The sequence below is a fragment of the Ulvibacter litoralis genome, from assembly GCF_900102055.1.
GTDB lineage: Bacteria > Bacteroidota > Bacteroidia > Flavobacteriales > Flavobacteriaceae > Ulvibacter > Ulvibacter litoralis.
Genome location: NZ_FNBA01000008.1, coordinates 1 through 24,715, shown reverse-complemented (window position 1 = coordinate 24,715; position 24,715 = coordinate 1). Strand labels below are relative to the sequence as shown.

The following is a 24,715-nucleotide window of genomic DNA, read 5'->3' as shown; positions in this document are numbered from 1 at the left end:
TATGAATATATTAGATCAAATAACAGCGCAGAAAACCAAAGAGGTTTCAGCAAAAAAAGAAGCCTTCCCCATCAAAAGTTTAGAGCTATCTACCCTTTTTGAACGTGAAACAGTTTCATTAGCCACAGCGTTACGCACTGCTCCCATCGGAATTATCGCAGAGCACAAACGACGTTCGCCGAGCAAATCGGTAATCAATGATAAAGTGCTAGTGCAAGATGTGGCTGTTGGATACGAAAAAGCAGGTGTTAGCGGAATGTCCGTTTTAACAGACACTCCCTTTTTTGGCGGTTCTTTAGACGATTTATTGGTGGCTCGAAAAGCAACTTCATTTCCAATTCTTCGGAAGGAATTTATCATAGATCCATATCAAATCTACGAAGCAAAAGCCTATGGTGCCGATGCCATTTTATTAATCGCAGCAATTTTAGACGCTCACGAAATAAAACTATTCTCGAGCATTGCAAAAAATCTGCAATTAGATGTGTTGCTAGAAGTCCATAATCAAGAGGAACTTGAAAAATCGTTGTTTCCTACCATCGATATGATTGGTGTGAACAATCGGAATTTAAAAACATTTGAAGTCTCTTTAGAAACAAGCAAAAGCTTATCCAAATTGATCCCTTCGGAATTTGTAAAGGTTTCTGAAAGTGGTATTAGCTCAATTGAAAACATAAAAGCATTGAAAGAATACGGTTTTCAGGGATTCTTAATCGGTGAAAATTTTATGAAAACAGAAAACCCTGGAGCGAGTGCGCTTCAATTTATGAAACAATTGTAATGAGTTCGTTAAAACTGAAAATCTGCGGAATAAAACACAATGTCGCTGAAGTAGCAAACCTTCAGCCAGACTACTTGGGTTTCATATTTTATGAGGGGAGTCCGAGAAACTTTACTGCGCAACTTCCCGAACTTTCTTCAAAACTAAAAAAAGTAGGGGTCTTTGTAAACGCTTCCGAAGCATTCATTTCAGAAAAAATAAAAACATACCAATTGGATGTTATTCAATTACACGGAGAAGAAACACCCGAGTTTTGCAAAACAATTAAAGCAGAAAACAACGTCCAAGTCTGGAAAGTCTTTAGCGTTAAAGATGCCTTTGATTTTTCAATCCTAACAGCGTACGAACCGTACGCAGACAAATTCCTCTTCGACACCAAAGGCAAAGAAAAAGGTGGCAACGGTTACACTTTCGATTGGACTATTCTAAAAGACTACCCTTCGAAAATACCCTTCATTTTAAGTGGAGGTATTGGTTTAGAGCAACTAGACGCACTAAAAGAAATACAAAAAACAGAACTTCCTATCTACGCAATAGATGTAAATAGCAAGTTCGAAAGCCAACCTGGTTTAAAAAATATACACGATCTAAAAAAGTTTAAAAATGAGTTATAACGCAGACGAAATGGGCTACTACGGAGAATTTGGAGGCGCCTATATTCCAGAAATGCTCTATCCAAATGTAGAAGAATTACGCGCAAACTACCTTGCCGTAATGCAAGAAGAATCGTTTCAAGAAGAGTTTCAGCAATTGCTTAAAGAATATGTAGGACGTCCTACTCCTTTGTATTTTGCGAAACGACTTTCAGAAAAATACAATACAAAGATTTATCTAAAACGAGAAGATTTATGTCATACAGGTGCACATAAAGTAAACAATACCATTGGTCAAATATTAATGGCAAAACGCCTCAATAAAACCCGAATTATTGCTGAAACTGGCGCAGGACAGCACGGTGTTGCTACAGCCACCGTTTGTGCTTTAATGGGCTTAGAATGCATTGTGTACATGGGCGAAATCGACATTGAACGACAAGCACCAAATGTGGCGCGTATGAAAATGTTGGGCGCTACTGTAGTTCCTGCTATGAGCGGGAGCAAAACGCTTAAAGATGCAACCAACGAAGCCATTCGCGATTGGATTTCGAATCCTGTAGACACGCATTACATTATTGGAAGTGTGGTGGGACCTCATCCCTATCCAGATATGGTGGCACGTTTTCAAAGTGTGATTTCCAAAGAAATTAAAACCCAACTCACCGAAAAAGAGGGACGTTCAAATCCAGATTATGTCATTGCCTGCGTGGGCGGGGGAAGTAATGCTGCAGGTGCTTTTTACGAGTATTTAGACATCCCAGAAGTGAGCCTTATCGCAGTTGAAGCTGCTGGTAAAGGAGTTCACAGCGGTGAGAGCGCGGCAACTTCGGTATTGGGAAAAGTAGGTGTTATTCACGGTAGTAAAACGTTGTTAATGCAAACCCCCGACGGGCAGATTACCGAACCGTATTCTATCTCGGCAGGTTTAGATTATCCGGGCGTTGGCCCTATGCATGCACATTTATTTGCTTCAGGCCGTGCCGAATTTTTATCGGTTACCGATGATGAAGCCATGCTAGCGGGGCTCGATTTATGCAAGTTGGAAGGGATTATTCCTGCCATCGAGTCGAGTCATGCACTCGCTATTTTTAACGATAAAAAGTTTAAACCAGACGATATTGTAGTAGTCAATTTAAGTGGTCGTGGCGATAAAGATTTAAACACATACATTACATATTTTAATTTATAAGGAATGGGCATTTCCCTCCGTCGCTCTCTGAGCTTTGGAGGGTCGGGCTTTCACTACTCGCTTCCCCCATAGCGCTGCTATGGAGAAGAGCTCAAACACACCGTTCAACTTGCCTGCCAGAAAAGGCAGGTCCCTAATGCAAAAAGATGATGAATAGAATTCAACAAAGAATACAAGACGATAAAAAAATCCTTTCCATTTACTTTACGGCAGGATATCCACAACTAAACGATACTGTTTCTATTATAGAAGAATTAGAAAAAAATGGTGTCGATTTAATAGAAATCGGATTGCCATTTAGCGATCCACTTGCCGATGGTCCAACCATACAAGCAAGTTCGACACAGGCGCTACACAATGGAATGACCACACAACTTCTTTTCGAACAGCTTAAAGACATTCGGAAAACAGTTTCCATTCCGTTAATCATCATGGGGTATTTTAATCCCGTACTTCAATACGGTGTAGATGCGTTTTGTAAAAAATGCAAAGAGGTTGGTATCGACGGACTCATACTTCCGGACCTTCCTTTAGCTGAATATGAAGCACACTACAAAGAAACATTTGAGAAATATGATTTGTACAACATCTTTTTAATTACACCACAAACCACTGAAGCACGCATTCAACAAATAGACAAGGCTTCTAAAGGGTTTATTTACATGGTTAGTAGTGCAGGAACCACAGGCGCCAAAACAACCTTTGAAAACACCCAAGAAACATATTTCAATAAGATAGATGCTTTAGCCTTAAAGAATCCTCAAATTGTCGGATTTGGAATTAGTAATGCAACTACCTTCAATCAAGCAACAAAGAAAGCAAAAGGAGCTATTATTGGAAGTGCCTTTATTAAAATGCTCACTGAAAAAGGAATTGTTGGAATTTCAGAATTTGTAAAGAGTATTCGTTCATTTTAACCCTTCTTTATAATTCCCTTAATAGTTTTTGTGATTTTGATTTTGTAAGTTGAAATAAACCAAAAAACTAAAATTATGGGAAAAGGAGATAAAAAAACAAAACGAGGAAAAATTATTTTAGGGACATTCGGAAAGCTACGTCCAAGACGAAAAAAATTTAATATTAGACCTAAGACAATAAAAGATTCTCAAATAAAACAATAGTATTTTAACTAGTAGTATAAATTAAAAAGCCCCTTCACAATGTGTGAAGGGGCTTTCCTTTTTTTGGTTGGTTGTTTAACCAGTAAAGATTACTCTTTAATCAAACGTTTTACAGTGCTTGATTGGTCACTAATTATTTGAACAACATATACTCCAGACGCTAACGCAGAAATATCGATCACCTTCTCACCTTGCATATTGCTAAGGTTTACTTGGTTCACCATTTTTCCGTTTAAGTCGTATATCGTAGCTTTTTCAAGTTGGATATTAGAGTTATTAGAAATTGTTACTTGCTCTTGAGCTGGGTTAGGATACATTGCGATAGCGATATCTAATGTATTATCTTCAACTCCAAGTACACTTTCAACAGTAAGTGTAAATGTACAAGAACCAACATTACCATATTCATCTTCAGCAGAAATAGTTACTGGATATACACCATCAGGTAATAACGTTCCAGCAGCAGGATCTTGAGAGAAAATAGTTACAGGATCTGTACAGTTATCTTCAGCAGTAGCCTCTCCAGTTGCGAAGTAATCTGGCACTTCATAGAATAAGTTTCCAGCTCCAGGATCTTGAGTTTGATCTGCAGGACAAGTTACAACTGGTCCTAAAGCATCAACAACAGTTACAGTAGAAGTACAAGATGCTATGTTACCGCTTGCATCACTAGCAAATACTGTAATAGTAAGAGGTGTTCCTATGTCATCACAACTAACTTCAGTAATATCAACTGCTAATACAGTGATTCCACAAGCATCAAATGATAATGGTCCACCTGGAATTTCTATAAATTCTGCAGATCCATCAGAGTTGGTCAATGTTTCTGTCCAGTTAGCAGGGTCAAATTGACCTGTAAATCCTGGCATAAAGTTGCTTACTACAGTAGAACAACCACCGAATAATCCATCATCAGATTGAGAACGGAAACCAAATACATCTCCAATAGCTACCGCTACAGAAGCGCTACCTGTTTGGTTGGTTGCTCCTAGTGGGTCAATTAACTCAGTGTAAACACCGTTTAAAAGATATCCAAATCCATCAAAATCGGCTCCATCAGCAGTACTATACGACCAGTCGAATGTAATTGTAGCAGCTTCAGTTACAGGAACTGTAAGATCTGTAAATCCTTCAAGACCTGATTGGTTATCGCTACTAATTGTCATAACGTTATATGTAGTAGGCATTACAGCTAATAAAGCCATTGGATCTACTACCGCAGTTCCATCAGGACCTAACTCAATAGTTGCATCTGAAGAACATACTAAAATTGGAGCAGTTTCATCTAATACAGTTACAGTAGCTGTACAAGTAGATACGTTACCGCTATCATCTGTTACAGTTACTTCTACAAGATTATCTCCTAAGTTAGAACAATCGAAATCTACAGTACTTGAAACTCCTCCACCAGCACTATAAATAATGTTTCCTTCAAACACACGTGGTGCGAAAACAGTACCAGAGAAAGCTTCATCAACAGCAGAACCTTCTAACAATTCTAAATTTGCATCAGCACCTGCAATTGCTCCAACTGCTGTACCATTATGATAGTTAAACCCACCTCCAATTGGAGATACGAAGAATGCATGTGTTTCACCAGCTGGAATTGTATATCCTAATGTTAAGTTAAGTGGAGTAACTACTCCGTCTCCATTAGAAACAATACCTACAGCTGTATCAAGAAGTGTCCAAGCAGAAGCATCTGCTTCAAAACCTACATGAGTTCCAGTTTTTACCCAAACATTTACGTCGAAAGTTAAACCTACATCACCGTGAACATCAAAAGAATCAACAGTAATATCTGTAAGCGCGTTTACGTCAAACATATTACCAAAGTTTCCATTACCACCTGTAAGAGGTGTACTTAATGTTGTTGGAACAGGTGCTGAACCAACCGTTACAGAGTATCCACAACCTTCGTTAACAGATAATAATAAATCTGCAGCGTTGATAGAAGCATTACCATTAGCATCTAAAACTACCTCTAAAGGAGTTCCAGACATATCGTGGCTATAGCTTAGTCCCCAAGAGTTAATTATTCCTGTATCACCACCAGCGTTATCAGATACATTAAGTACCCAGTCTCCCATTGTGCTTTCACCATCGAAAGCAGAAAGAGCTCCATTACCAACAAAAGAACCACTTGCAGCAGGAGGTCCTGGCTCACATTCGTCCTCAATAGGATCAGTAGCTTCATCATCGATTGTAATTAAAATATCATTTGAACTACAACCAACAGTTGATGTCGCAGGAACTCCCATTCTGTCCACAAGAACAACTGATGTTCCAGCAGGTGAAGTTAAAGTAACAATAAGATCTCCAACCCATGTATGAGTAATATCAAGATCTACATCTAAATCTGTAATGCTAAAGTCATCAGCAATTGTAATAATAGTATCAACTCCTGCAGCATCCGAATCAGGAATTGCTAAAGCAGGTGCATCTGTCGTTGAATCAGTAACAGTTGCTGGTTGTCCAATACAAACAATGTCTGGAGCAGTATTATCGGTAATAGTAACAGTAGATGAACAAGAAGTAGAATTACCTTGAGCATCTGTATGTGTTACATTAATAACATTAGATCCTATATTAGAACAATCGAATGTTCCTGAAAATACTTGTGGACCCGCTTCATATTGAATGTTTCCATTAAAAACGCGAGGTGCAAATGTAGAACCAAATGGGTAACCTTTACCAGCACCTTCATAAAATTCTAAGTTCGCATCACTAGCCCATAAGTTCCCTGTACCTGTAGTACCTGTCGCGCCAGTGTAAGCTAATGTTGAACCATCTGTAGCAGTTATATAGAAAGCAACTGTATCTCCAGCAGCAACATTAATACCTAATGCAAGGTTTAAAGGCGTTGGAACATTAACTCCAGCAGTAATTATACCTGTTGGGCTCGCAACTAACGTCCAGTCTCCTGAAGTTGTTTCAGAACCAACCCAAGTACCAACTTTATAATATACTTCATAATCATGGCTTTCACCAGCTATATCGTTTGCATTGATATCGAAAGAATTAATCGTTATAGGATTAATTGCCATAACATCAAACATATTACCTGCAGCACCATTATTAGAAGCAAAACCAACATTTAAAGTTGCAGGTCCACCAGCACCTATTGTCATTGTTGAAGAAACAATACCACAGTTATCTGAAGAACCGTTGTCTAAATCAGCAACAGTGATTGTTGCCATTCCAGAAGCGTCAAGGTCTAAAGCAAGATCTTGACAAACAGCTACAGGAGCTTCATTATCAACTACTGTTACTGTAAATTGACACGGAGTCATATTTCCGTCACTATCGGTTGCTGTATATTCAATAATTGTTACACCTGTTGGAAGCGCACTTCCACTTGCAGGTCCCATTGTTTGAACTGGTGTGATTGGGCCATCTTCGGTATCAATAGCTACTGGAGTTGCCCAGTTAGCGACACCAGAACACATTCCTGCTGTAGTATCAATTATTAAATCTGCAGGACATGCAATTACTGGAGCATCTCCTACTTGAGTAGTAATTCTTACGTTATCGAAAGCGAAACCATCGTCCTGACCACTAGCATCAGATCCGAATAATACACGAAGTGTTACAGCAGCTTCCCCAGCTAGACCATCTAATAAGTGTTCTGCCTCAACATAGCCACCACTTCCAGTTCCATTACGACCTGACCAGCCATCTTCTGATCCTGGCAAAGCATTAATAGTACCATCAGTATACCAGTTGTCCGGATCCCCTAAAGCCCCTACATCTTGCCAGGAAGTTCCCGCATCAATAGAAGATTGTAGAACCGTTCCGTCCCAGCTTAATTCAGATTCCCACCAAACGTCCATTGTAATAGTTGGATCGCCTGCTAAAGCTGAAAAGTCAAAAACAGGACTCTCCACTGCCGATAATTGATTTGCTGGATAAGTACCAGCTAAACTTGTTACCCAAGCATTAGTTCCTTCTGAGGCCCCAACAATTACAACTTTTGCAGGCGTACCTAGTACCCAAGAGTCATTGGCTCCTGCATCACTGGCCCATCCGCCAGCTCCAGCTTCAAATCCTTCCTGATAAGGAAAGGTCGAAATTTGAGCCTGCAAAGCGCCCGTTAAAAGAAAGACTATACTAAGTACAATCCCTAAAGTAAATTTTTTCATATTGATATAATTTAAGTTAATTAAACAAGATTTAAATGTTAAAAATAACATAAAATATCAATAATACAAAGGAAATTAGGAGGAATAAAATAAGGTTTTTAAAACTATATACTTTTTTTAAAAATATTCAAATGTACATATTGAAACAAACACCAATCTATAGAAGCTAAAACTGAAGTTTTTCATGTTTAAAGACACTTCATTTACCCTTTTATTTTTTTAAAAAAATTATTCTTAAAATTGAAAAAACTGAAGTACATCATTATTGTTCACGACAGCAATATGTAGTTTGTTTTTTATTGTTAAAAAATGAAGTTCTTTACTATCCCTAGGCGTGAAAAAACCGGTCTTTTGAAGTGTAAGTGCTTTAAAACCTCCAGCACCATCACCTTTTAAAACCAAACCGTTACCAGCATCATTTCTAGGCGTTTCTACTTCCGAAGCATATAAGTTTCCACTCAAAATTGCATCTAAATTACCGTCATTATCAACATCATGAACTAGCATAGAATTTACAGAAGACAGCTGCGCTAATCGCGGCAAGTTTACAACTTCCCAGTTATTAGCTCCATTATTCTTTATAAAAACACTTGCAAACGATTTTGCTTCAAGGTGTAATGCATTTTTTAGTTTTTTAGCATCAAAGATATCTTCCATACTTGCTTTCGCAAATTCATCATACGTGCCAAATTTCTCTTTAATAAACGGCATTTGCTCGGAAGAACATTGTCTCCCACGTAAAGGCACTGCCTTACCATCTTCTTTGTAACTCAAAACAATATCGCCTGTTTTATTATCATCAAAATCATCATAATAGATATCAAACGTATTATCTAAACTTGCTTGATACTTATAATTTTGTCCTAAATTTCCTAGCATATAATCTTCATCTCCATCATTATCAAAATCGCCTGCTGTTATACTGTACCACCATCCTTCAGTGTTTGTGAGTCCAATTGCTTCGGAAACATTTACAAATCCATCTGTATCATTCTTATACACCGTAATCGGCATCCATTCTCCAGTAACCATCAAATCTTTTTTACCATCCTTATCATAATCCGTCCATATAGCCGAAGTAACCAATCCAGGATTCAATAGACCTGGAGCTATTTCCGAAGTAACATCTACAAAAACACCGGCATCATTCCGAAGTAAATAACTACGAGGCGCCTTTGGATACTGCCCCGGAATCACTCTTCCGCCTACAAAAAGATCCAAATCTCCATCACCGTCGTAATCTTCAACAGCAACACAACCTCCACTTGTTACCATTTTAGGAAGTTTATTTAGCGCCTTTTGAAAACTACCTGTACCATCATTTAGATACAAACGATCTTGTAACTGTTGCGAATTGGCTTCAAATTCATTTCCTCCGCTTACAAGGTATAAATCTTGATCTCCATCTTGGTCAACATCAAAAAACACCGCGGCTACATCCTCGTTCCCAGCATCTTTATTCAAAGTACTTGCATTGGTTTCAACAAAAGTTCCATCCACTTGCTGTTCATAAAGTTTCCCCGCAAATCCTTTGGCTCCTCCAACATAGAAATCGTCTAATCCATCACCATTCACGTCTGCGACAGCCATCCCTGGACCCATCATAGACATTTTATGTGGCAATAAACTTTCTTTTTCAAAATCGTTATACTCATTCTCTTGGTGCTTATAATCAATTTTAATTTCCTCGGTAACCTCAGCCATCATTTTAGTAGGCGCAGTTTTATACAAACTAGCCAATGGTGCCGATGCTCCTTTTTCATAGGCTACTAAAATCTCTTTGTTTGCAGCTACATTGGCAAGCACTTTTCTGCTTCCGTCAGGCCATTCTACCCATAAAGAGTCAATTTTAGTGGTAGTTCCCAACCCAAAATGCAACTTGTCCTCCATTGAAGATAAGTATCCATGATTTAGATAATGCTCCTTCATTTGAAAGTCACCCCCACTTTTTAGGGTAATACGGGCCCCTATTCCTGAAGTATTCTGAGACGGTCCTTTTAATTTTACCTTCAGATACTGATTCGACTTCCGTTTTTCACCATTATTTTTATAGATAAAAGCAGGGTTATCAATATTTGAAATTACTATGTCCAAATCGCCATCGTTATCAAAATCGGCATACGCAGCTCCCGTTGAAAAAGAAGGCTCGTCAAGACCCCAGTTTTCTGTAACGTTTGAAAAAGAGATGTCTCCGCCATTTTTAAAACTATAATTCTTCAGTTTGGTCGAAGGCATTTCATCCAGCATTTTCTTCAGAAGTTCTAATCGCTGCTCAGGATTCTTTTCCATTTCCTTCAATAATACCTTCTTCTTCTTCACAAAGTCATTATTCCGCGCCTCTTTCCGAAGTCCATTTGTAACAAAAAGATCTTTCAAACCATCATTATCAAAATCTGCCCATAGGGGAGCCCAACTCCAATCGGTATTTCCCACACCTGCCAATTTGGAAACTTCACTAAATGTACCATTCCCATTATTCATTTGCAGGGTATTCATCATATACTGATGATGAAAACCATGGTTTACAGCGCTATAAAACTTTTCAGGATTCATCCCAGACATATTTGTTTTGATCCGGTAATTATCTTCAGCAACCATATCTACCACCATTAAATCTAACAAGCCGTCATTGTTAAAATCGGCCATATCAGACCCCATAGAGAAATTTGAAATATGCCGCGTTGCTTCTTTTGCTTTTTCTGAAAAACTTCCATCACCATTATTTACATACAGATAATCTCGTTCCAAAAAATCATTACAAACATATACATCTGGCCAACCATCGTTATTAATATCTCCTATAGAAGCGCTTAAACCATATCCAATACTATTGCTTATAATTCCTGCCGCTTCACTTACATCAATAAATTTTCCACCATCATTTCTATACAAACGATCTCCAGCATCTATATTTCTTTCTGAAACCATTTTATTAAAATCAAGGTCTAATGAAGGATTAATAGGATGGTTTAACATGAACATATCTAAATCACCATCTTTATCATAATCAAAGAAGGATGCCTGAGTTGAATACCCAGTATCTGCTAGTCCATATTCTGAAGCTTTTTCTGTAAAAGTAAGGTCGCCGTTGTTTATAAAAAGTTCGTTTTTTCGAAAGTTAGCTTCCGTATTCCCAGAATAACTCAAATAAATATCCAAAAACCCATCATTATTAATATCAACCATAGTACAGCCCGTAGACCATGCTCTCTTTCCTCCTACACCTGCAGTTCTTCCAATCTCTTCAAATGTGAAATCACCTTTATTCAAATACAAATGATTAGGTCCGAAATTGGCATTAAAAAATATATCAGCAAGCCCATCATTATTGATATCCCCAACTGAAACTCCCGCACCGTTATAAAGGTATTGATAGGTTAAGATATTCATCTCAGGTGTTTCGGGCAATGCATTAATAAATGTAACTCCAGAGGCTTCAGAAGCAATTGAGGTAAACAAAGGACCTGAAAATTCTTCAACTACCACTTCCTTTTCATTGCAACTTTGAACCATTAATAGAATGCTAATAAGAGCTATTAACTTTATTTGACAATACAAAAAAGAGGCAAACCTGTGGTGTAACTTATGTTTCATTCTTTTATAACTTTTATCTATTAGTATTTAAAGGCTGTATCCATTTTGACAACTCTGAAGCACTACTTCCAACGTCTAACAGATTTAAATCATCATTAAATATCTTTTGAGGGGCTCTACCATTAAATGTAACCTCTACAGTTGCCTTTACCAAAACATCGTTCATGGACTTATTCTTCTTCGTATGGGTTTTTAGAAAATCGGCAAATTGTAAAATTGCTGTTGGATCGAAAGCTAATAAATTAATCTGATCTTGATTCAATCCGTACTGATCAACACCCACAGGATAAATAACTTTCTTTTGTACATCCCACACTTTAAACTCCATCTTTTCTAAGGTTCTATGCTGAATTTTCATGCGCCATGCAAACCGTTGCCCAAGACCCGTCCAATCTGTATTTCCGTTATACAATAAATGTCGTACTGGTAGTATTAATTGAATTAAAAAATACACTCCCAATACAACTAACATAGGCTTTTTTAAATTTCCAAACGATACAGCTGTTTGAACGCTGGTTTTCTTCCCTTCAACCTTTTTCCGAACAAAGTTGGCTACACGATCCGTATCTAGAAATAGCAGAAGAGAAAGCATCATAAAATAAGGGAAAATATTAATGTCTTCAAAAATCCACGCATTTAACACATTGAAAAGCAACGCCATTAAAACCGCCATCTTTCTTGTCTTCGGAATAAACAGTAAAAAAGGGATTAGCAAATCAAATAGAAGTCCGCCATACGTAAAAAAGTAAATCGAAAAATTAGAGGTAAGTGCATCTCCTAAAAAACTTGTTTTAGACAAATTAGCAAGCATCGACCTAACCGGTTCGTTAGAAATTAACCAATCGTAATTTAACTTCGCCACCCCACCAAAAAAATACACTAAGGCCAACTGTAACCGTAAAATGAGTATGTGCCAATACAGTGGCGGCGTAGCAGTTTTCTCTTTATTCTTTTTAAAAGACAACGCATCATCTGCAGGAATAAAAATCATTAAAAAAGAGAGCAAACAAATAAGATACAAGTGATTGTTGTAATACGCCTTATCTAGCAGAAAAATATAGGTGAAACCCACAAAAAAGACAATCATAGCCTGTTTGTAATACCTTCCTATTGTAATAAAAAAGCATGCGACCATGAGTACGATAAGCAATACATCTAAAATAGGCTCCGGCAAGGGTTTTAAGAAGGGTAAAAAAGAATACGTAAATTGAACTTGCGGATCAATTAAAAAGACTTTTACAAAATCTAATCTTAAAAAATAAATCAACTCCCAAATCATTATCAACCCAAATCCTATTCTAAAAATAGCTAAAGAGGTTCCGTTAATTTGTTGGGTTAGTTTTTTCATATTTAATTCAATTATACCACAATATAATTTAATTAAAAAAAGAGAGCAGTTTTTTTTTATAGCTACCTCAATATAAACAAACTATATATTCATCCATACAAAGAATTGCGAAGACAACTAAAGAATGTGTTTACATGACCTCCCACAAAACTGGTAGATCGTTGTGTGTAAAAATGTTTCTTTGGAGTTATTAGGTATAAAACAAACTAGAAAAAAGGAGTGTATTGTTCAATTCTAAAATCGATGGTCGTTTTCTCAGGGAAAGTAGCTTTCATTTCTCGGTAGGCTAACAAACTACCCACGGCCCTATTGGCGGCTCCAGATGGTGCCGTTAATGAAACTGTTTTTATTTTTCTGAAAGATTCCGGAAGTGTAAACGCGTGTATTCTTGGCACCGTATCATCAATAACTTCTAATGAAACGGAATATGTTTTTAAATGTCTTCGGAAAAAATATTCGGGACCATTTTTGCTATTTCCTCCCGTAAATAATAACGTATCCACTTTTGGGTATTTCTGAAGCACCGCAACAACATCACGAAGTTCAATATCTTGCATCCCTAAATCTGAAGCATCAATTTTGTCGCGTTTTGCGGAAGCCACAATATCACAAATGCCAATGTTTCGAGCTTTTAAGAAGTTTTTTCGTTGCTCAATGGCTTCCGCAGTGGTTTCAAACTTTAAATCCAATTCAAAAATACGATCTAGAATTGGCCATAACTGTCCGTCGCGACTTCCGTAGCAAAAATTAACATCGCCTTCTTTTAAATCGCCCGACGTAAATCGCGGTGGTGGCAACGTACCTACAATTAACTTGGTGGTGTTTTCTGGAATAAACGGTGGATATGGATGGGTATGATGAAACACTATCTAATAAAAACGGGTTCTAGTTCGTTCTCGGTATGTGCCGCACTAAAGGCATATCCGTCATAATCGAATCCTTTCACTCCTTCTAAAGTAGTTATGTCTTTATCAATTATATAACGCACCATACTACCTCTTGCCTTTTTCGCAAAGAAAGAAATGATTTTCAACTTTCCGTTTTTAAAATCTTTGAACACAGGAGAAATCACAGGGACTTTCAACTTTTTAGGCTTCAGAGCTTTAAAATACTCGTTACTTGCAAGATTCAGAAATAACTCGTCGTCTGCTAGCTCTTCATTTAAAGCCTCCGTAAGGGTATTTCCCCAAAATTCATATAAATTTTTCTTTCGGTTGATAGGCAAACTTGTTCCCATTTCTAACCGGTAGGGTTGCATTAAATCGAGTGGTTTCAAAAGACCATACAAACCCGATAGTATTCGCAACGTATTTTGTAAGCTTTCGAGTTTTTCTTCTGAAAGTGTATAGGCATTCAACCCTACATACACATCGCCTGAAAAAGCAAAAACTGCTGGACGTGCATTTTGTTTGGTAAAAGGTATCGAAAATTCTTTATAACGATTGTAGTTCAATTCTGCCAATGCATCACTTATATGCATTAACTCTCCAATAGCTTTTTTCGACTTGCGCTCTAACTTATTATTAATTGCTTCCGCTTCCTCTAAAAAAATAGGCTGCGTGCTTTTAGTAGTAGGTACTTCCGTTTTATAATCCAGAGATTTTGCTGGAGAAACAACAATTTTCATAAACAATGCTTTTGTTCAAAAATAGAAAGAAATACAGCGCGATACAACGCAACTAGATATATTAAATCGATAGTTTCATTCGGTTTACCAATACTTTTTTAAATCCTCAAAAAGAATTATTTTTAATAACTTAACATTTTTCTACTAAAAAATATGGTAGTTTTAGCTTATTAACTAATAAAAACCCAATTATGAATAAAAAACTAAACGCATCTTTCTTTGCCTTTTTACTAGCTCTCACACCAAGTATCGCGCAAACTGTTTTAGGAAATAAAGCCTCACTATCTGAAGATGGAACGCTTCAAGTTGAAACAGTAACGCTACCTGAAGCCTATCAAAATAGCTCGCAAAGACCTGTAAGTCCTTCACAAATTTTTCGCTTTGGAGAACCTGCAAATCCACAAATAAAAAACTCAAGAGGAACCACATTAGCCGATTTAGATGGAGATGGAGTTGACGAAATCATCTATGGTATTAATACTACATTGTATGCCATTAAAGGTGATGGTTCTCTTCTTTGGGAGAAAGCCGTATTAGGTCCTATTTTACTTCCTCCAACGGTGGTTGACATGGACGAAGATGGTGATATGGAAATCATCTTGAACACTGGATATCCAACAACCGTAGGACGTATCTACGCAATGGACCATGAAGGAACTGATTTAGCAGGTTGGCCATTAAATTTTGATGACAAATGGATGATTAATGCACCTGCCGTTTCAGATTTAGACGGAAACGGAACACTTGATATTATTACGTGTGAACGATTTGGTTCTACAGAAGGGTATGTGCACGCTTTAAATTTAGACGGAACACCTCTTAACGCAAACTGGCCTGTACAATTTGATGCTACTCCTGCATTTACGCCTTCTATTGGAGACATTGACAACGACGGAACGAAAGACGTTGTCATCGCAACTTCTTCAACTGGAATGTACGCGTATGATAGCGACGGGACATTACTTCCTGGATTTCCGTTGGCAGATCCAAATGTAAGATACTCGTATCAATCCCCTATTTTAGTTGACTTAGACGGGGACGAAACCTTAGAAATTGTAGGAAGTAATCACGGAGACGCCCCTGGTTTTTACGTGATGGATCATGATGCAACCTACGCACCAGGATGGCCTGTTGCTTTAGGCGGATGGACATATTCTCCAGCAACTGTTGCCGATTTGGAAGGTGATGGAACGTATGAACTTTTTATGGCAGACCGAAATACGAGTAATGACGGTACTCCATTAGATGTTGTATACGGATTGGCTCCAGATGGATCGAACTTACCGAACTACCCGATTTCAAAATACGGTGGTAACGAAGGTGTTTTAACCATTGCTGATATTAATGATGACAATGTGTACGATATTATTTTCTCAAGCACCTTAACCGATGCAGATGGCTATGGTTACATTCATGCATTTTCTACGGATGGAAGTGGCGAGTTAGCAGATTTCCCACTTCGTACAAGAGGGTTTACTTTTTTAAACGGAGCTGTAATTGGCGATGTTGATGGAGATGGCTTAATGGATCTTACCGCAAACTCGTACACTCAAACTTTTGGTGCAGGTGTAGATTCAACGTTTGTACATGTTTACAATCTTGATGTGCCTTACAACGCTTCAAAAATACTTCGAAATGGATATAAAGGAAACAATTACCGCGATGGTTTAGTAACTGAAACTGTTTCTGGAGTGAATGATATCGCTTCAAACTACAGCATTAAAATTAGTCCGAATCCTTCTGAAGGCGAACTCAACCTATCACTACCTATTGCTTTGGAAGATGCAACGGTTAAAATATATAGCTTAGACGGGAAAGTAGTTTTTTCTGAAGCGGCTACAATTCAGCAGAACACAACATTAAACTACAATTTAAAGGCATTAAAAAGCGGTCTTTATTTCGTAGCAATCACAAGTGGAGAACAAAACTTCACCGCAAAATGGGTTAAAAAGTAGAACACCTACTTATTACTACCGAAAAGCCTGAAGTATCTTACGATACTTCAGGCTTTTTATATTTAATATCAGTAAATTACTACTCGATAACGTGTTTAGAATAGTTTCTCCACTTCTCTAAACATTGTTGCATATCATCTGGCACTGGCGCTTCAAAGCGAAGCATTTCGCCAGATACTGGATGCTTAAACCCTAGAGTTCGTGCGTGTAACGCTTGCCTCGGAAGTACTTTAAAACAATTCTCAACAAACTGTTTGTATTTAGAAAAAGTAGTTCCTTTTAAAATACGCTCTCCTCCATAACGCTCATCGTTAAACAAGGTGTGTCCAATGTATTTCATGTGCACACGAATTTGGTGCGTTCTCCCTGTTTCCAATCGGCAAGACACCAAAGTAACATAGGTAAGACGCTCCAATACTTTAAAATGAGTAACCGCTGGTTTTCCTTTTTCTTCGGCATCTTCCCCCTCAAAAACAGTATTTTGCAATCTGTTTTTAGGGTGACGGCCTATATTTCCTTCAATGGTTCCTTCGTCTTCTTCAATATTTCCCCACACCAAAGCTAAGTATTCTCTTTCCGTAGATTTCTTAAAAAACTGCTTCGACAAATGTGTCATGGCAATTTCAGTCTTAGCTACCACCAAAAGACCACTTGTATCCTTATCGATACGATGCACCAATCCTGGACGATCACTACTGTTGTTCGGTAAGTTTTCAAAATGAAAGGTAAGCGCATTAATCAAAGTCCCACTATAGTTACCGTGACCCGGATGCACTACCATTCCCGCTTGTTTATTCACCACCAACACGTCATCGTCTTCGTAAATAATATCAATGGGTAAATCTTCGGGTTTCAGTAAATATTCATACGGCGGATGCTCAAATAATACGGTTACCACATCATTAGGGCGTACCTTATGATTCGATTTTACCGCCACATCGTTCACAAAAATATTTCCGTCTTTCGCCGACTTTTGAATTTTATTTCGGGTGGCGTTTTCTACTTTGTTCATCAAGTATTTGTCCACACGCAAGGGTTGTTGCCCTTTGTCTGCTACAAACCTAAAATGCTCATATAAATCATCATTCCCATCATCCTGCTGCGGAACATCGTAATTAGTTTCCTCCATTGTCTCCTGTTTCATCGGTGTTTTCTTCTGTATCATTTGTTTCTTCCTGCACTCGGTTTTGTGAACCATCTCCTACGATTAAATCTATCACAGATGTCTTCGGAATTTCAGTACCTGGCACTAACTTTTCGCCTTTATAGCGTAACTCTAATACGTGATCGCTAATATGCGGGCGCTTGCTCACTTTCCCAATTTGAAAGCCCATAGCTAACAAAGTAGGCGTTGCTTGTCTTCCCGTTTTACCAACAACTTCTGGTACTTTTATTTTTCGGTAATCTGAAGGATTTAAGGTTAAGTAAATCTTTCTATCTTCTTTTACAAACTTTCCTGCCTTTGGCAATTGCTCAATAACTGAAAATCGTGGATATTCAGGATTGAAATTTGCAGAGTCTAAAATCTCATAACGCAAGTCTAATTCGTCCAAAACATCTTCTACTTTATCCAACGACAGTTTTGCCAAATCTGGCACTTCAATTCTTTGGTTGTGATTGGTTGTAACACGCAACCACCATAACATTAAAAATGATAATATCAATAATGCCAATACAGCAAACAATAACTGTCTTAAAAAGGTCTTAGTAAATAGATATTTGAAAAAAGTCATACGCAAATTATTAATAAGCAAAAATATAAAACCTAAAGTTAGTATTCTTCTATTGATTAATGATATTTTTGTTAAACGACGTATTTATAGTTTTGTTATGAGTAAAAAACATATTGCCGTAGCTATGGGCGGCTATTCTAGCGAATATAAAATTTCATTATTAAGTGGTTCTGTGGTTTGCGAATCGTTAGACACTGCCAAATACACTGTTTATCCTGTCCATATTTTAAAAGACGGATGGAACTATGTAGCAGAAGACGGCACGAAGCATCCTATAAACAAAGCGGATTTTAGCTTTTCTACCGGAACAGAAACCATTGTTCCCGATGTGGTTTTTAACACCATACATGGAAATCCAGGTGAAAACGGATACCTTCAGGCGTATTGGGAACTTTTAGGGATTCCTCAAACGAGCACCGATTTTTATCAAGCGGCCTTAAGTTTCAACAAACGAGATTGTCTTTCTGTGTTGAAAAACTTCGGAATAAGATGTGCTAATTCGTACTACATAAACAAAGGGAACGCGGTACTTTCCGAAGAAATAATAAAAAAAGTAGGACTTCCATGCTTTGTGAAGCCTAACAGGTCGGGGTCAAGCTTCGGAATTAGTAAAGTAAACACCATGGAAGAACTCCTTCCAGCTATTGAAAAAGCGTATGAAGAAGATTCAGAAATCATCATTGAAACCGCATTGGTTGGGGTTGAAGTTTCAGTAGGAGCTTTTACACACAACGGCGAAATAACTGTTTTTTCTCCTACGGAAATTGTTTCTGAAAACGACTTCTTCGATTACGAAGCAAAATACCAAGGCAAATCACAAGAGATTACGCCTGCACGTATTTCTGAAGAAGAACTAGAAAGAGTGAAACTTGAAACCAAACAAGTATATCAAGTATTAAATATGAAGGGAGTAACGAGAAGTGAATTTATAATTCAGGATGGCATTCCTCATTTCATAGAAACAAACACCACCCCTGGTTTATCGAGAGAAAGTATTATTCCGAAGCAAGTAAAAGAAGCTGGATTAACACTCACCGATTTTTTCGGAATGCTTGTTGAAAATGTTTTAATTAAAAACTAAGTATATTTAAGGTATGAGACGCGCAGTATTCCCAGGATCTTTTGATCCAATCACATTAGGACACGTAGATATTATAGAACGAGCTTTACCCTTGTTTGATGAGATTATCATCGCTATTGGCATCAATGCTGATAAAAAGTATATGTACTCCTTAGAAGCGCGCAAACGCTTTATTGAAGAAACGTTTGCTGATACGCCAACTGTTAAAGTGAAAACGTATACAGGGCTAACGGTTCATTTTTGTAAAAAAGAGGGGGCGCAATTTATACTTCGCGGACTTCGAAACACCACCGATCTTAATTACGAGCAATCTATTGCACAAACCAACGTCGCTATTGCAGGCATAGAGAGCGTCTTTTTAGTAAGCTCTCCTTCGGTAAGCAACATCTCCTCTTCTATCGTTAGAGACGTGAAAAGAAACAACGGAGACATTCGCACACTCGTTCCAGAAGCAGTTATCTAACTGCTTTTAAAAAAGCATCTAAATCAAAAAACTCCTTCAGTAACCTGAAGGAGTTTTTTATATTGTGTTAAGAATTAAATCTCTTACAAAGCAGCGATATGCTTAGCCATGTTAGATTTAAGGTTAGAAGCTTTATTATTATGAATAATATTCTTCTTCGCTAATCTATCGATCATTGATACAACTTCAGGAAACATTTTTTCAGCTTCTTGTTTTGTTGTAAGCTCTTTGAATTTCTTCATAGCATTACGAGCCGTTTTATGTTGGTAACGGTTGCGTAAACGCTTTGTTTCGCTATTTCTAATTCTCTTTAATGCTGACTTATGATTCGCCATGATGCTTCTTTTTTTTCTTAACTTTTGTAGTCCGTAGGGGAATCGAACCCCTGTTACCAGGATGAAAACCTGGCGTCCTAACCCCTAGACGAACGGACCATTGCTTTTTTAATGCGGATGCAAAGATAAAACTTTTTTAGAATGTTGCAACACCTCTTGAACTTTTTTTGAAAAAAATTTAATAAGCCTTTGCAAATAGCACTCTTCCTTTTGAAGGTTTTCCAGTAATAATGCAACTTCCCGCTTCTTTTTTTCCATCCAAAGGAATACAACGAATTGTTGCTTTTGTTTCATTTTTTATTTGCTCCTCTGTTTCGGTAGTACCATCCCAATGTGCCGAAATAAAGCCACCTTTGGCCTCTAAAACTTCCTTAAATTGCTCATATGTATCTACTTCGGTGGTATGATTTGTTCGATAAGAGACAGCTTTCGTGTATAAATTGGTTTGAATCTCATCCATCAGTCCAACAACCGTAGCTACAATTTTATCTTTAGAAATTATTTCTTTTGAAAGCGTATCGCGTCTAGCGACCTCAAACGTCCCGTTTTCTAAATCCTTAGGTCCAATAGCAATTCGAACGGGAACCCCCTTCATTTCATACTCATTGAACTTCCAGCCAGGTTTCTGAGTATCTCTATCGTCAAACTTCACACGAACCCCTTGTGCTCTTAATTCTTTTTGAAGTTCTTTTGCAACTTCACTCACTGCATCAAACTGTTCATCATTTCTGTAAATAGGAACAATCACCACTTGATTTGGCGCTAACTTTGGAGGAATCACCAATCCGTTATCATCACTATGCGTCATTACCAAAGCTCCCATTAAACGTGTAGACACACCCCAAGAGGTTGCCCATACATATTCTTGTTTCCCTTCCTTCGTTGCAAATTTCACGTCAAATGCCTTGGCGAAATTTTGTCCTAAAAAGTGAGACGTTCCCGCTTGTAATGCTTTTCCATCTTGCATTAAAGCTTCAATACAATAGGTTTCTAATGCACCTGCAAATCGTTCGCTTTCCGTTTTAACTCCCTTTATTACAGGCACTGCCATATAATTCTCTACAAAATCTGCATATACATGCATCATTTGTTCTGCTTCAGCGATTGCTTCTTTCTCTGTTGCGTGAGCAGTATGCCCCTCTTGCCATAAAAATTCGGCAGTACGTAAAAACAAACGTGTACGCATTTCCCAACGCACTACATTTGCCCATTGGTTTATCAATAAAGGTAAATCTCTATACGACTGAACCCATTTGCGGTACGTATCCCAAATAATAGTTTCAGAAGTAGGACGTACTATTAATTCTTCTTCTAGTTTAGCATCAGGATCAACTATAATACCACTTCCATCTTCCGCATTTTTTAAACGATAATGCGTCACAACGGCACACTCTTTCGCAAAGCCATCTACATGACTTGCCTCTTTACTAAAATACGATTTCGGTATAAAAAGAGGGAAATAAGCATTCTCGTGTCCTGTTTCTTTAAACATTCTATCTAATTCTGCTTGCATTTTTTCCCAGATAGCGTACCCGTATGGCTTGATAACCATACATCCCCTAACTCCCGAATTCTCAGCGAGATCTGCTTGTACAACTAATTCGTTGTACCATTTAGAATAATCCTCACTTCGTGTCGTTAAATTCTTAGCCATAGCCTGTAGTTTGGCACAAAACTTGCACCTATTGTTAATATATTAGTAGTTCTCAGCAAAACTACTTATTTTTATAATGTCCAACAATTAAATATCATAGTTATGCGTACCAAAATCTTATATATAAAAAAAGCGTTACCTGTTTTTATCACAGGGATGTTTGCCATTCTCTTAAGTGCCTGTGGTACGAGCAATAATGACTACGGAAGTACGGACGGAATATACGCTTCGGAAACTGCTACAGCTACAAACACTGAGCCGCAAGAAGTTGACAAAACCAATTACTACAAACAATACTTTAAATCAAAATCGGGCGAATACGATCAATTACCTGACGATGGAGCCATATTTACAGATATTGAAGCTTACACCACCACCGATTCTTTAGACGAAGAGGGTTACATTGTAACGGAAGAAGTTGAAGAAAACTACGGAGGTTGGGGCTCAAATTCTGAAACTGTTACAGTAAATATTTACAATAATGGCGGATATGGTTACGGGTATTGGAACAGACCTTACTGGAATTATGGTTGGGGATATGCAAGCAATTGGTACAACCCATATTGGGGATTCAGCTACGGATGGGGATACCCATATTATGGAGGATATTATGCTCCTTATTACTACCACGGATATGGCTTTAACAACCCATACTATTACGGTGGATATGGGTATGGACACGGATACAACCATCACATAGCATACAACCGCGGTAGAAGAAATACAGATTATACGCCTAACAGAACTTCAACAAGAAGTAATAGATCTAATGTGTCGACCCATAGAAGAAGTTCTTATTCTAATTCTGAAACAACACGTCGTTCGCAAAATAACACAGTGCGATCTAATACGAGAAGAGAAAGTAATAATACTGTTAGAACACCTAGAACCACTAGATCTTCTACAAACAGAACTACTAGATCTACGACTACAAATCCTTCTACAAATAGAACGACGAGAAACACTACAATAAGATCTAACACTACCAGATCTTCAACTCCTAGAAGCAATACTGTTAGAAGTTCTAGCAGTACGAGATCATCTAGCGGAACTAGAAGCACCAGTACAAGACGCGGCGGAGGTCGTCAATAAAATATCCTATTTAATTTAAATAATTTCTATGAGAAAGATTTCATTTTTAATCATAGCTGCTATTGCTATGACCACGGTGAACGCACAAAATAGTATCGATGGCCTCAGGTATTCATCAGAAGCAACAACAGGTACCGCTCGTTTTAATGCATTAAGCGGTGCTTTTGGAGCGCTAGGAGGCGATTTATCGGCCATTAGCATTAATCCTGCAGGTAGCGCTGTCTTTTTAAATTCGAGTGGTACGGTATCGATTGGAGCAAATGATAAAGAAAGTAATGCTTCTTACTTCAATACAGATACAAAAAGTATTGACACCGATTTTACCATAAATCAAGCAGGAGCTGTTTTCGTTTTCAAAAACCCTTCAGAAGGATCTAAATTAAAAAAGTTTACATTCGGATTTAACTATCAGCAAACTAAAAATTTTGACAATGAATTGTTCATTAAGGGAACAGGAAATAATTCAATTGGCGACTTTTTCAGAAATCAAGCACAAGGAATTCCATTAGAATTATTGCAACTTCAATCTGGAGAATCAATCTCAGATTTATACTCATATCTTGGAGAAACACAAGGCGTCTCAGCTCAAAATGCCTTTTTAGGCTATCAAGGTTTTATTATTGACCCTATTGATCCAGACGACCCTTCAAATTCAGAATATACCTCCAACATTGCTGGAAACAGAAATTTTAACCATGATTACATCCTTCTTTCTGAAGGAAGTAATAATAAATTTACAGCAAACTTTTCTGCTCAAATTACCGATCAATTTTATTTTGGAGTAAACCTAAATTCACATCTTATAGACTACAATCAGTCCAGTACTTTATTTGAAAGTAATAACAACGATGGAAGCACCGTGAACCTAGTTGGATTTGAAAACAACTTATCTGTTCAAGGTTCTGGATTTTCTGCTCAATTTGGTGGAATCATGAAAGTTCAAAACAACCTTAGACTTGGACTTTCTTTAGAAACACCTACATGGTACGAAATTACTGAAGAGACTTCTCAATATTTAGAAGTTCAACGAGTAGCTAACGGACAATCTGTTATTGAAACTGTAAATCCTAGAATTATAAATGTGTATGAAACTTATTACCTAAAAACTCCAGGAAAAGTGACTGCCAGTGCAGCTTATATCTTCGGAAAACAAGCGCTTATCAGTCTAGATTACTCATATAAAGACTATGGCTCCATAGAATTTGACTCACTAGACGGTTATGACTCTTACTTTAATACTGTTAACAACACCATTGAAAGCTCTTTAAAAGGAGCTTCTAGTATCCGTGTTGGAGGCGAATACCGTATTAATCAATTGAGTCTTCGTGGAGGCCTTCGATATGAAGGAAGCCCTTACAATAATGAAGAAACAATAGGTGACTTAAGTGGCTTTTCTTTAGGTGCAGGATATAATTTAGGAAACTACACACTTGATCTTTCTTACGCTAGAGCAGAACAAGAAAGAAATCAAGAAATGTATGGATTAGCAGATACTGCTGCTGTAGAAACTACTTTTAGTAATGTTATTTTTTCAGTAGGTTTTAAATTCTAAACCTATTGAAATAAACAAAAACAAATAGCCTTTATTAAGCATTTACATTATAAAAAACAAAACCCTCTTATCGCAATTGATAAGAGGGTTTTGTTTTAGTATAAATAGTAAGTTAGTCCTTACGTATCTTTTTTCTTGCTGAACGTTTATCGTTTCAGTGTAAAATGTCCTTTAAATTCCTTTTGAACATCTTGTTCTGTGTACTCTACAACGAACCAATAATCACTCGAAGGTAATGCGTTTCCATTATATGTACCATCCCAACCAGCTCCTATCGGACTAATTTGTTTCAAGAGTTTTCCAAACCTGTCAAATATGTAGATTTTTGCTGTAGGGTCAAAGGAAGCAATTCCTATGATATTCCAAGTATCGTGATACCCATCTTGATTCGGGGTAATAAACTTAGGATAGTCAATCACTCCAATCTCGATTGTAACACTTCCACAACCTCT

Annotated in this window: 20 protein-coding genes and 1 tRNA gene; 10 read left to right on the top strand and 11 right to left on the bottom strand. The window is 37.6% G+C overall.

Annotation, left to right across the window (positions count from 1 at the left end; all coding sequences use genetic code 11):
- The first annotated feature begins 1 nt into the window (after nucleotide 1).
- From trpC to BLQ00_RS15820, 5 genes are all read left to right on the top strand, one after another.
- The gene (trpC, locus tag BLQ00_RS15840) at nucleotides 2–781 is read left to right on the top strand and encodes an indole-3-glycerol phosphate synthase TrpC (protein WP_093145298.1); all 780 of its coding nucleotides are present in this window, start codon (nucleotides 2–4) and stop codon (nucleotides 779–781) included.
- The gene (locus BLQ00_RS15835; protein ID WP_093145297.1) at nucleotides 781–1,395 is read left to right on the top strand and encodes a phosphoribosylanthranilate isomerase; all 615 of its coding nucleotides are present in this window, start codon (nucleotides 781–783) and stop codon (nucleotides 1,393–1,395) included. Before trpC ends, BLQ00_RS15835 begins: the two co-directional genes overlap by 1 nt.
- Nucleotides 1,385–2,566 carry a tryptophan synthase subunit beta gene (gene trpB, locus BLQ00_RS15830; protein ID WP_093145296.1) on the top strand — a complete coding sequence of 394 codons (1,182 nt, stop codon included), beginning with the start codon at nucleotides 1,385–1,387 and terminating at the stop codon, nucleotides 2,564–2,566. The genes BLQ00_RS15835 and trpB overlap by 11 nt, the downstream gene beginning before the upstream one ends.
- A gap of 149 nt (nucleotides 2,567–2,715) precedes the next feature.
- Nucleotides 2,716–3,483 carry a tryptophan synthase subunit alpha gene (trpA, locus tag BLQ00_RS15825; protein WP_093145352.1) on the top strand — a complete coding sequence of 256 codons (768 nt, stop codon included), beginning with the start codon at nucleotides 2,716–2,718 and terminating at the stop codon, nucleotides 3,481–3,483.
- 75 nt (nucleotides 3,484–3,558) lie between these two features.
- Nucleotides 3,559–3,687, top strand: coding sequence for a 30S ribosomal protein THX (locus BLQ00_RS15820; RefSeq protein ID WP_093145295.1), 129 nt, complete (start codon nucleotides 3,559–3,561; stop codon nucleotides 3,685–3,687).
- A gap of 89 nt (nucleotides 3,688–3,776) precedes the next feature.
- On the opposite strand, the gene BLQ00_RS15815 is transcribed toward BLQ00_RS15820, so the two are convergent.
- The 5 genes from BLQ00_RS15815 to yaaA form a co-directional block, all read right to left on the bottom strand.
- Entirely contained in the window at nucleotides 3,777–7,829 is a 4,053-nt protein-coding gene (locus BLQ00_RS15815; protein WP_175445478.1) for an HYR domain-containing protein, read from the bottom strand.
- Between the two features lie 234 nt (nucleotides 7,830–8,063).
- Nucleotides 8,064–11,423, bottom strand: coding sequence for a VCBS repeat-containing protein (locus BLQ00_RS15810; RefSeq protein WP_093145293.1), 3,360 nt, complete (start codon nucleotides 11,421–11,423; stop codon nucleotides 8,064–8,066).
- Nucleotides 11,424–11,436: 13 nt separating this feature from the next.
- The gene (locus BLQ00_RS15805) at nucleotides 11,437–12,771 is read right to left on the bottom strand and encodes an HTTM domain-containing protein (protein ID WP_093145292.1); all 1,335 of its coding nucleotides are present in this window, start codon (nucleotides 12,769–12,771) and stop codon (nucleotides 11,437–11,439) included.
- A gap of 206 nt (nucleotides 12,772–12,977) precedes the next feature.
- Nucleotides 12,978–13,637 carry a uracil-DNA glycosylase family protein gene (locus BLQ00_RS15800; protein WP_093145291.1) on the bottom strand — a complete coding sequence of 220 codons (660 nt, stop codon included), beginning with the start codon at nucleotides 13,635–13,637 and terminating at the stop codon, nucleotides 12,978–12,980.
- The gene (gene yaaA / locus BLQ00_RS15795) at nucleotides 13,637–14,398 is read right to left on the bottom strand and encodes a peroxide stress protein YaaA (RefSeq protein ID WP_093145290.1); all 762 of its coding nucleotides are present in this window, start codon (nucleotides 14,396–14,398) and stop codon (nucleotides 13,637–13,639) included. Before yaaA ends, BLQ00_RS15800 begins: the two co-directional genes overlap by 1 nt.
- 191 nt (nucleotides 14,399–14,589) lie before the next feature.
- On the opposite strand from yaaA, the gene BLQ00_RS15790 reads away from it, so the two are divergent.
- A complete protein-coding gene (locus BLQ00_RS15790; RefSeq protein WP_093145289.1) occupies nucleotides 14,590–16,353 on the top strand; it encodes a T9SS type A sorting domain-containing protein in 1,764 nt (587 codons plus the stop codon).
- Nucleotides 16,354–16,432: 79 nt separating this feature from the next.
- Here BLQ00_RS15790 and BLQ00_RS15785 read toward each other — a convergent pair whose 3' ends face one another.
- On the bottom strand, nucleotides 16,433–17,482 hold the full coding sequence (locus BLQ00_RS15785) for an RluA family pseudouridine synthase (protein WP_093145288.1): 1,050 nt from the start codon (nucleotides 17,480–17,482) through the stop codon (nucleotides 16,433–16,435).
- On the bottom strand, nucleotides 17,469–18,086 hold the full coding sequence (locus BLQ00_RS15780; protein ID WP_093145287.1) for a PASTA domain-containing protein: 618 nt from the start codon (nucleotides 18,084–18,086) through the stop codon (nucleotides 17,469–17,471). The genes BLQ00_RS15785 and BLQ00_RS15780 overlap by 14 nt, the downstream gene beginning before the upstream one ends.
- 97 nt (nucleotides 18,087–18,183) lie before the next feature.
- Here BLQ00_RS15780 and BLQ00_RS15775 point away from each other — a divergent pair, with 97 nt between their 5' ends.
- Together BLQ00_RS15775 and coaD are read left to right on the top strand one after the other, a co-directional pair.
- Nucleotides 18,184–19,167 carry a D-alanine--D-alanine ligase gene (locus BLQ00_RS15775; RefSeq protein WP_093145286.1) on the top strand — a complete coding sequence of 328 codons (984 nt, stop codon included), beginning with the start codon at nucleotides 18,184–18,186 and terminating at the stop codon, nucleotides 19,165–19,167.
- A gap of 13 nt (nucleotides 19,168–19,180) precedes the next feature.
- Nucleotides 19,181–19,630, top strand: coding sequence for a pantetheine-phosphate adenylyltransferase (coaD, locus tag BLQ00_RS15770; protein WP_093145285.1), 450 nt, complete (start codon nucleotides 19,181–19,183; stop codon nucleotides 19,628–19,630).
- An 83-nt stretch (nucleotides 19,631–19,713) separates the two neighbouring features.
- Here the strand turns inward: coaD and rpsT are convergent, their stop codons facing one another.
- The 3 genes from rpsT to proS all read right to left on the bottom strand — a co-directional run bounded on the left by rpsT (nucleotide 19,714) and on the right by proS (nucleotide 21,619).
- Nucleotides 19,714–19,965: a 30S ribosomal protein S20 gene (gene rpsT / locus BLQ00_RS15765; RefSeq protein WP_093145284.1), complete on the bottom strand. Its 252-nt coding sequence runs from the start codon at nucleotides 19,963–19,965 to the stop codon at nucleotides 19,714–19,716.
- A 27-nt stretch (nucleotides 19,966–19,992) separates the two neighbouring features.
- Nucleotides 19,993–20,064: transfer RNA gene (locus BLQ00_RS15760), tRNA-Glu, on the bottom strand.
- A gap of 79 nt (nucleotides 20,065–20,143) precedes the next feature.
- Entirely contained in the window at nucleotides 20,144–21,619 is a 1,476-nt protein-coding gene (gene proS, locus BLQ00_RS15755; protein WP_093145283.1) for a proline--tRNA ligase, read from the bottom strand.
- Nucleotides 21,620–21,721: 102 nt separating this feature from the next.
- Between proS and BLQ00_RS15750 the strand changes: the two genes are divergently transcribed.
- Together BLQ00_RS15750 and BLQ00_RS15745 are read left to right on the top strand one after the other, a co-directional pair.
- Nucleotides 21,722–22,711 carry a hypothetical protein gene (locus BLQ00_RS15750; protein ID WP_093145282.1) on the top strand — a complete coding sequence of 330 codons (990 nt, stop codon included), beginning with the start codon at nucleotides 21,722–21,724 and terminating at the stop codon, nucleotides 22,709–22,711.
- A gap of 28 nt (nucleotides 22,712–22,739) precedes the next feature.
- Nucleotides 22,740–24,263, top strand: coding sequence for an OmpP1/FadL family transporter (locus BLQ00_RS15745; protein WP_093145281.1), 1,524 nt, complete (start codon nucleotides 22,740–22,742; stop codon nucleotides 24,261–24,263).
- Between the two features lie 146 nt (nucleotides 24,264–24,409).
- On the opposite strand, the gene BLQ00_RS15740 is transcribed toward BLQ00_RS15745, so the two are convergent.
- Nucleotides 24,410–24,715 (bottom strand): T9SS type B sorting domain-containing protein (locus BLQ00_RS15740; protein WP_139149437.1); only part of this gene is annotated, 306 nt, incomplete at its 5' end.

Bases quoted from the DNA above. Each gene is read 5' to 3' on its own strand.
- yaaA (WP_093145290.1), bottom strand. From the start codon at position 14,398: ATGAAAATTGTTGTTTCTCCAGCAAAATCTCTGGATTATAAAACGGAA.
- BLQ00_RS15815 (WP_175445478.1), bottom strand. From the start codon at position 7,829: ATGAAAAAATTTACTTTAGGGATTGTACTTAGTATAGTCTTTCTTTTA.
- trpB (WP_093145296.1), top strand. From the start codon at position 1,385: ATGAGTTATAACGCAGACGAAATGGGCTACTACGGAGAATTTGGAGGC.
- BLQ00_RS15775 (WP_093145286.1), top strand. From the start codon at position 18,184: ATGAGTAAAAAACATATTGCCGTAGCTATGGGCGGCTATTCTAGCGAA.
- BLQ00_RS15810 (WP_093145293.1), bottom strand. From the start codon at position 11,423: ATGAAACATAAGTTACACCACAGGTTTGCCTCTTTTTTGTATTGTCAA.
- rpsT (WP_093145284.1), bottom strand. From the start codon at position 19,965: ATGGCGAATCATAAGTCAGCATTAAAGAGAATTAGAAATAGCGAAACA.
- BLQ00_RS15790 (WP_093145289.1), top strand. From the start codon at position 14,590: ATGAATAAAAAACTAAACGCATCTTTCTTTGCCTTTTTACTAGCTCTC.
- BLQ00_RS15835 (WP_093145297.1), top strand. From the start codon at position 781: ATGAGTTCGTTAAAACTGAAAATCTGCGGAATAAAACACAATGTCGCT.
- BLQ00_RS15750 (WP_093145282.1), top strand. From the start codon at position 21,722: ATGCGTACCAAAATCTTATATATAAAAAAAGCGTTACCTGTTTTTATC.
- BLQ00_RS15780 (WP_093145287.1), bottom strand. From the start codon at position 18,086: ATGACTTTTTTCAAATATCTATTTACTAAGACCTTTTTAAGACAGTTA.
- BLQ00_RS15745 (WP_093145281.1), top strand. From the start codon at position 22,740: ATGAGAAAGATTTCATTTTTAATCATAGCTGCTATTGCTATGACCACG.
- BLQ00_RS15820 (WP_093145295.1), top strand. From the start codon at position 3,559: ATGGGAAAAGGAGATAAAAAAACAAAACGAGGAAAAATTATTTTAGGG.
- trpC (WP_093145298.1), top strand. From the start codon at position 2: ATGAATATATTAGATCAAATAACAGCGCAGAAAACCAAAGAGGTTTCA.
- coaD (WP_093145285.1), top strand. From the start codon at position 19,181: ATGAGACGCGCAGTATTCCCAGGATCTTTTGATCCAATCACATTAGGA.
- BLQ00_RS15785 (WP_093145288.1), bottom strand. From the start codon at position 17,482: ATGGAGGAAACTAATTACGATGTTCCGCAGCAGGATGATGGGAATGAT.
- proS (WP_093145283.1), bottom strand. From the start codon at position 21,619: ATGGCTAAGAATTTAACGACACGAAGTGAGGATTATTCTAAATGGTAC.
- trpA (WP_093145352.1), top strand. From the start codon at position 2,716: ATGAATAGAATTCAACAAAGAATACAAGACGATAAAAAAATCCTTTCC.
- BLQ00_RS15805 (WP_093145292.1), bottom strand. From the start codon at position 12,771: ATGAAAAAACTAACCCAACAAATTAACGGAACCTCTTTAGCTATTTTT.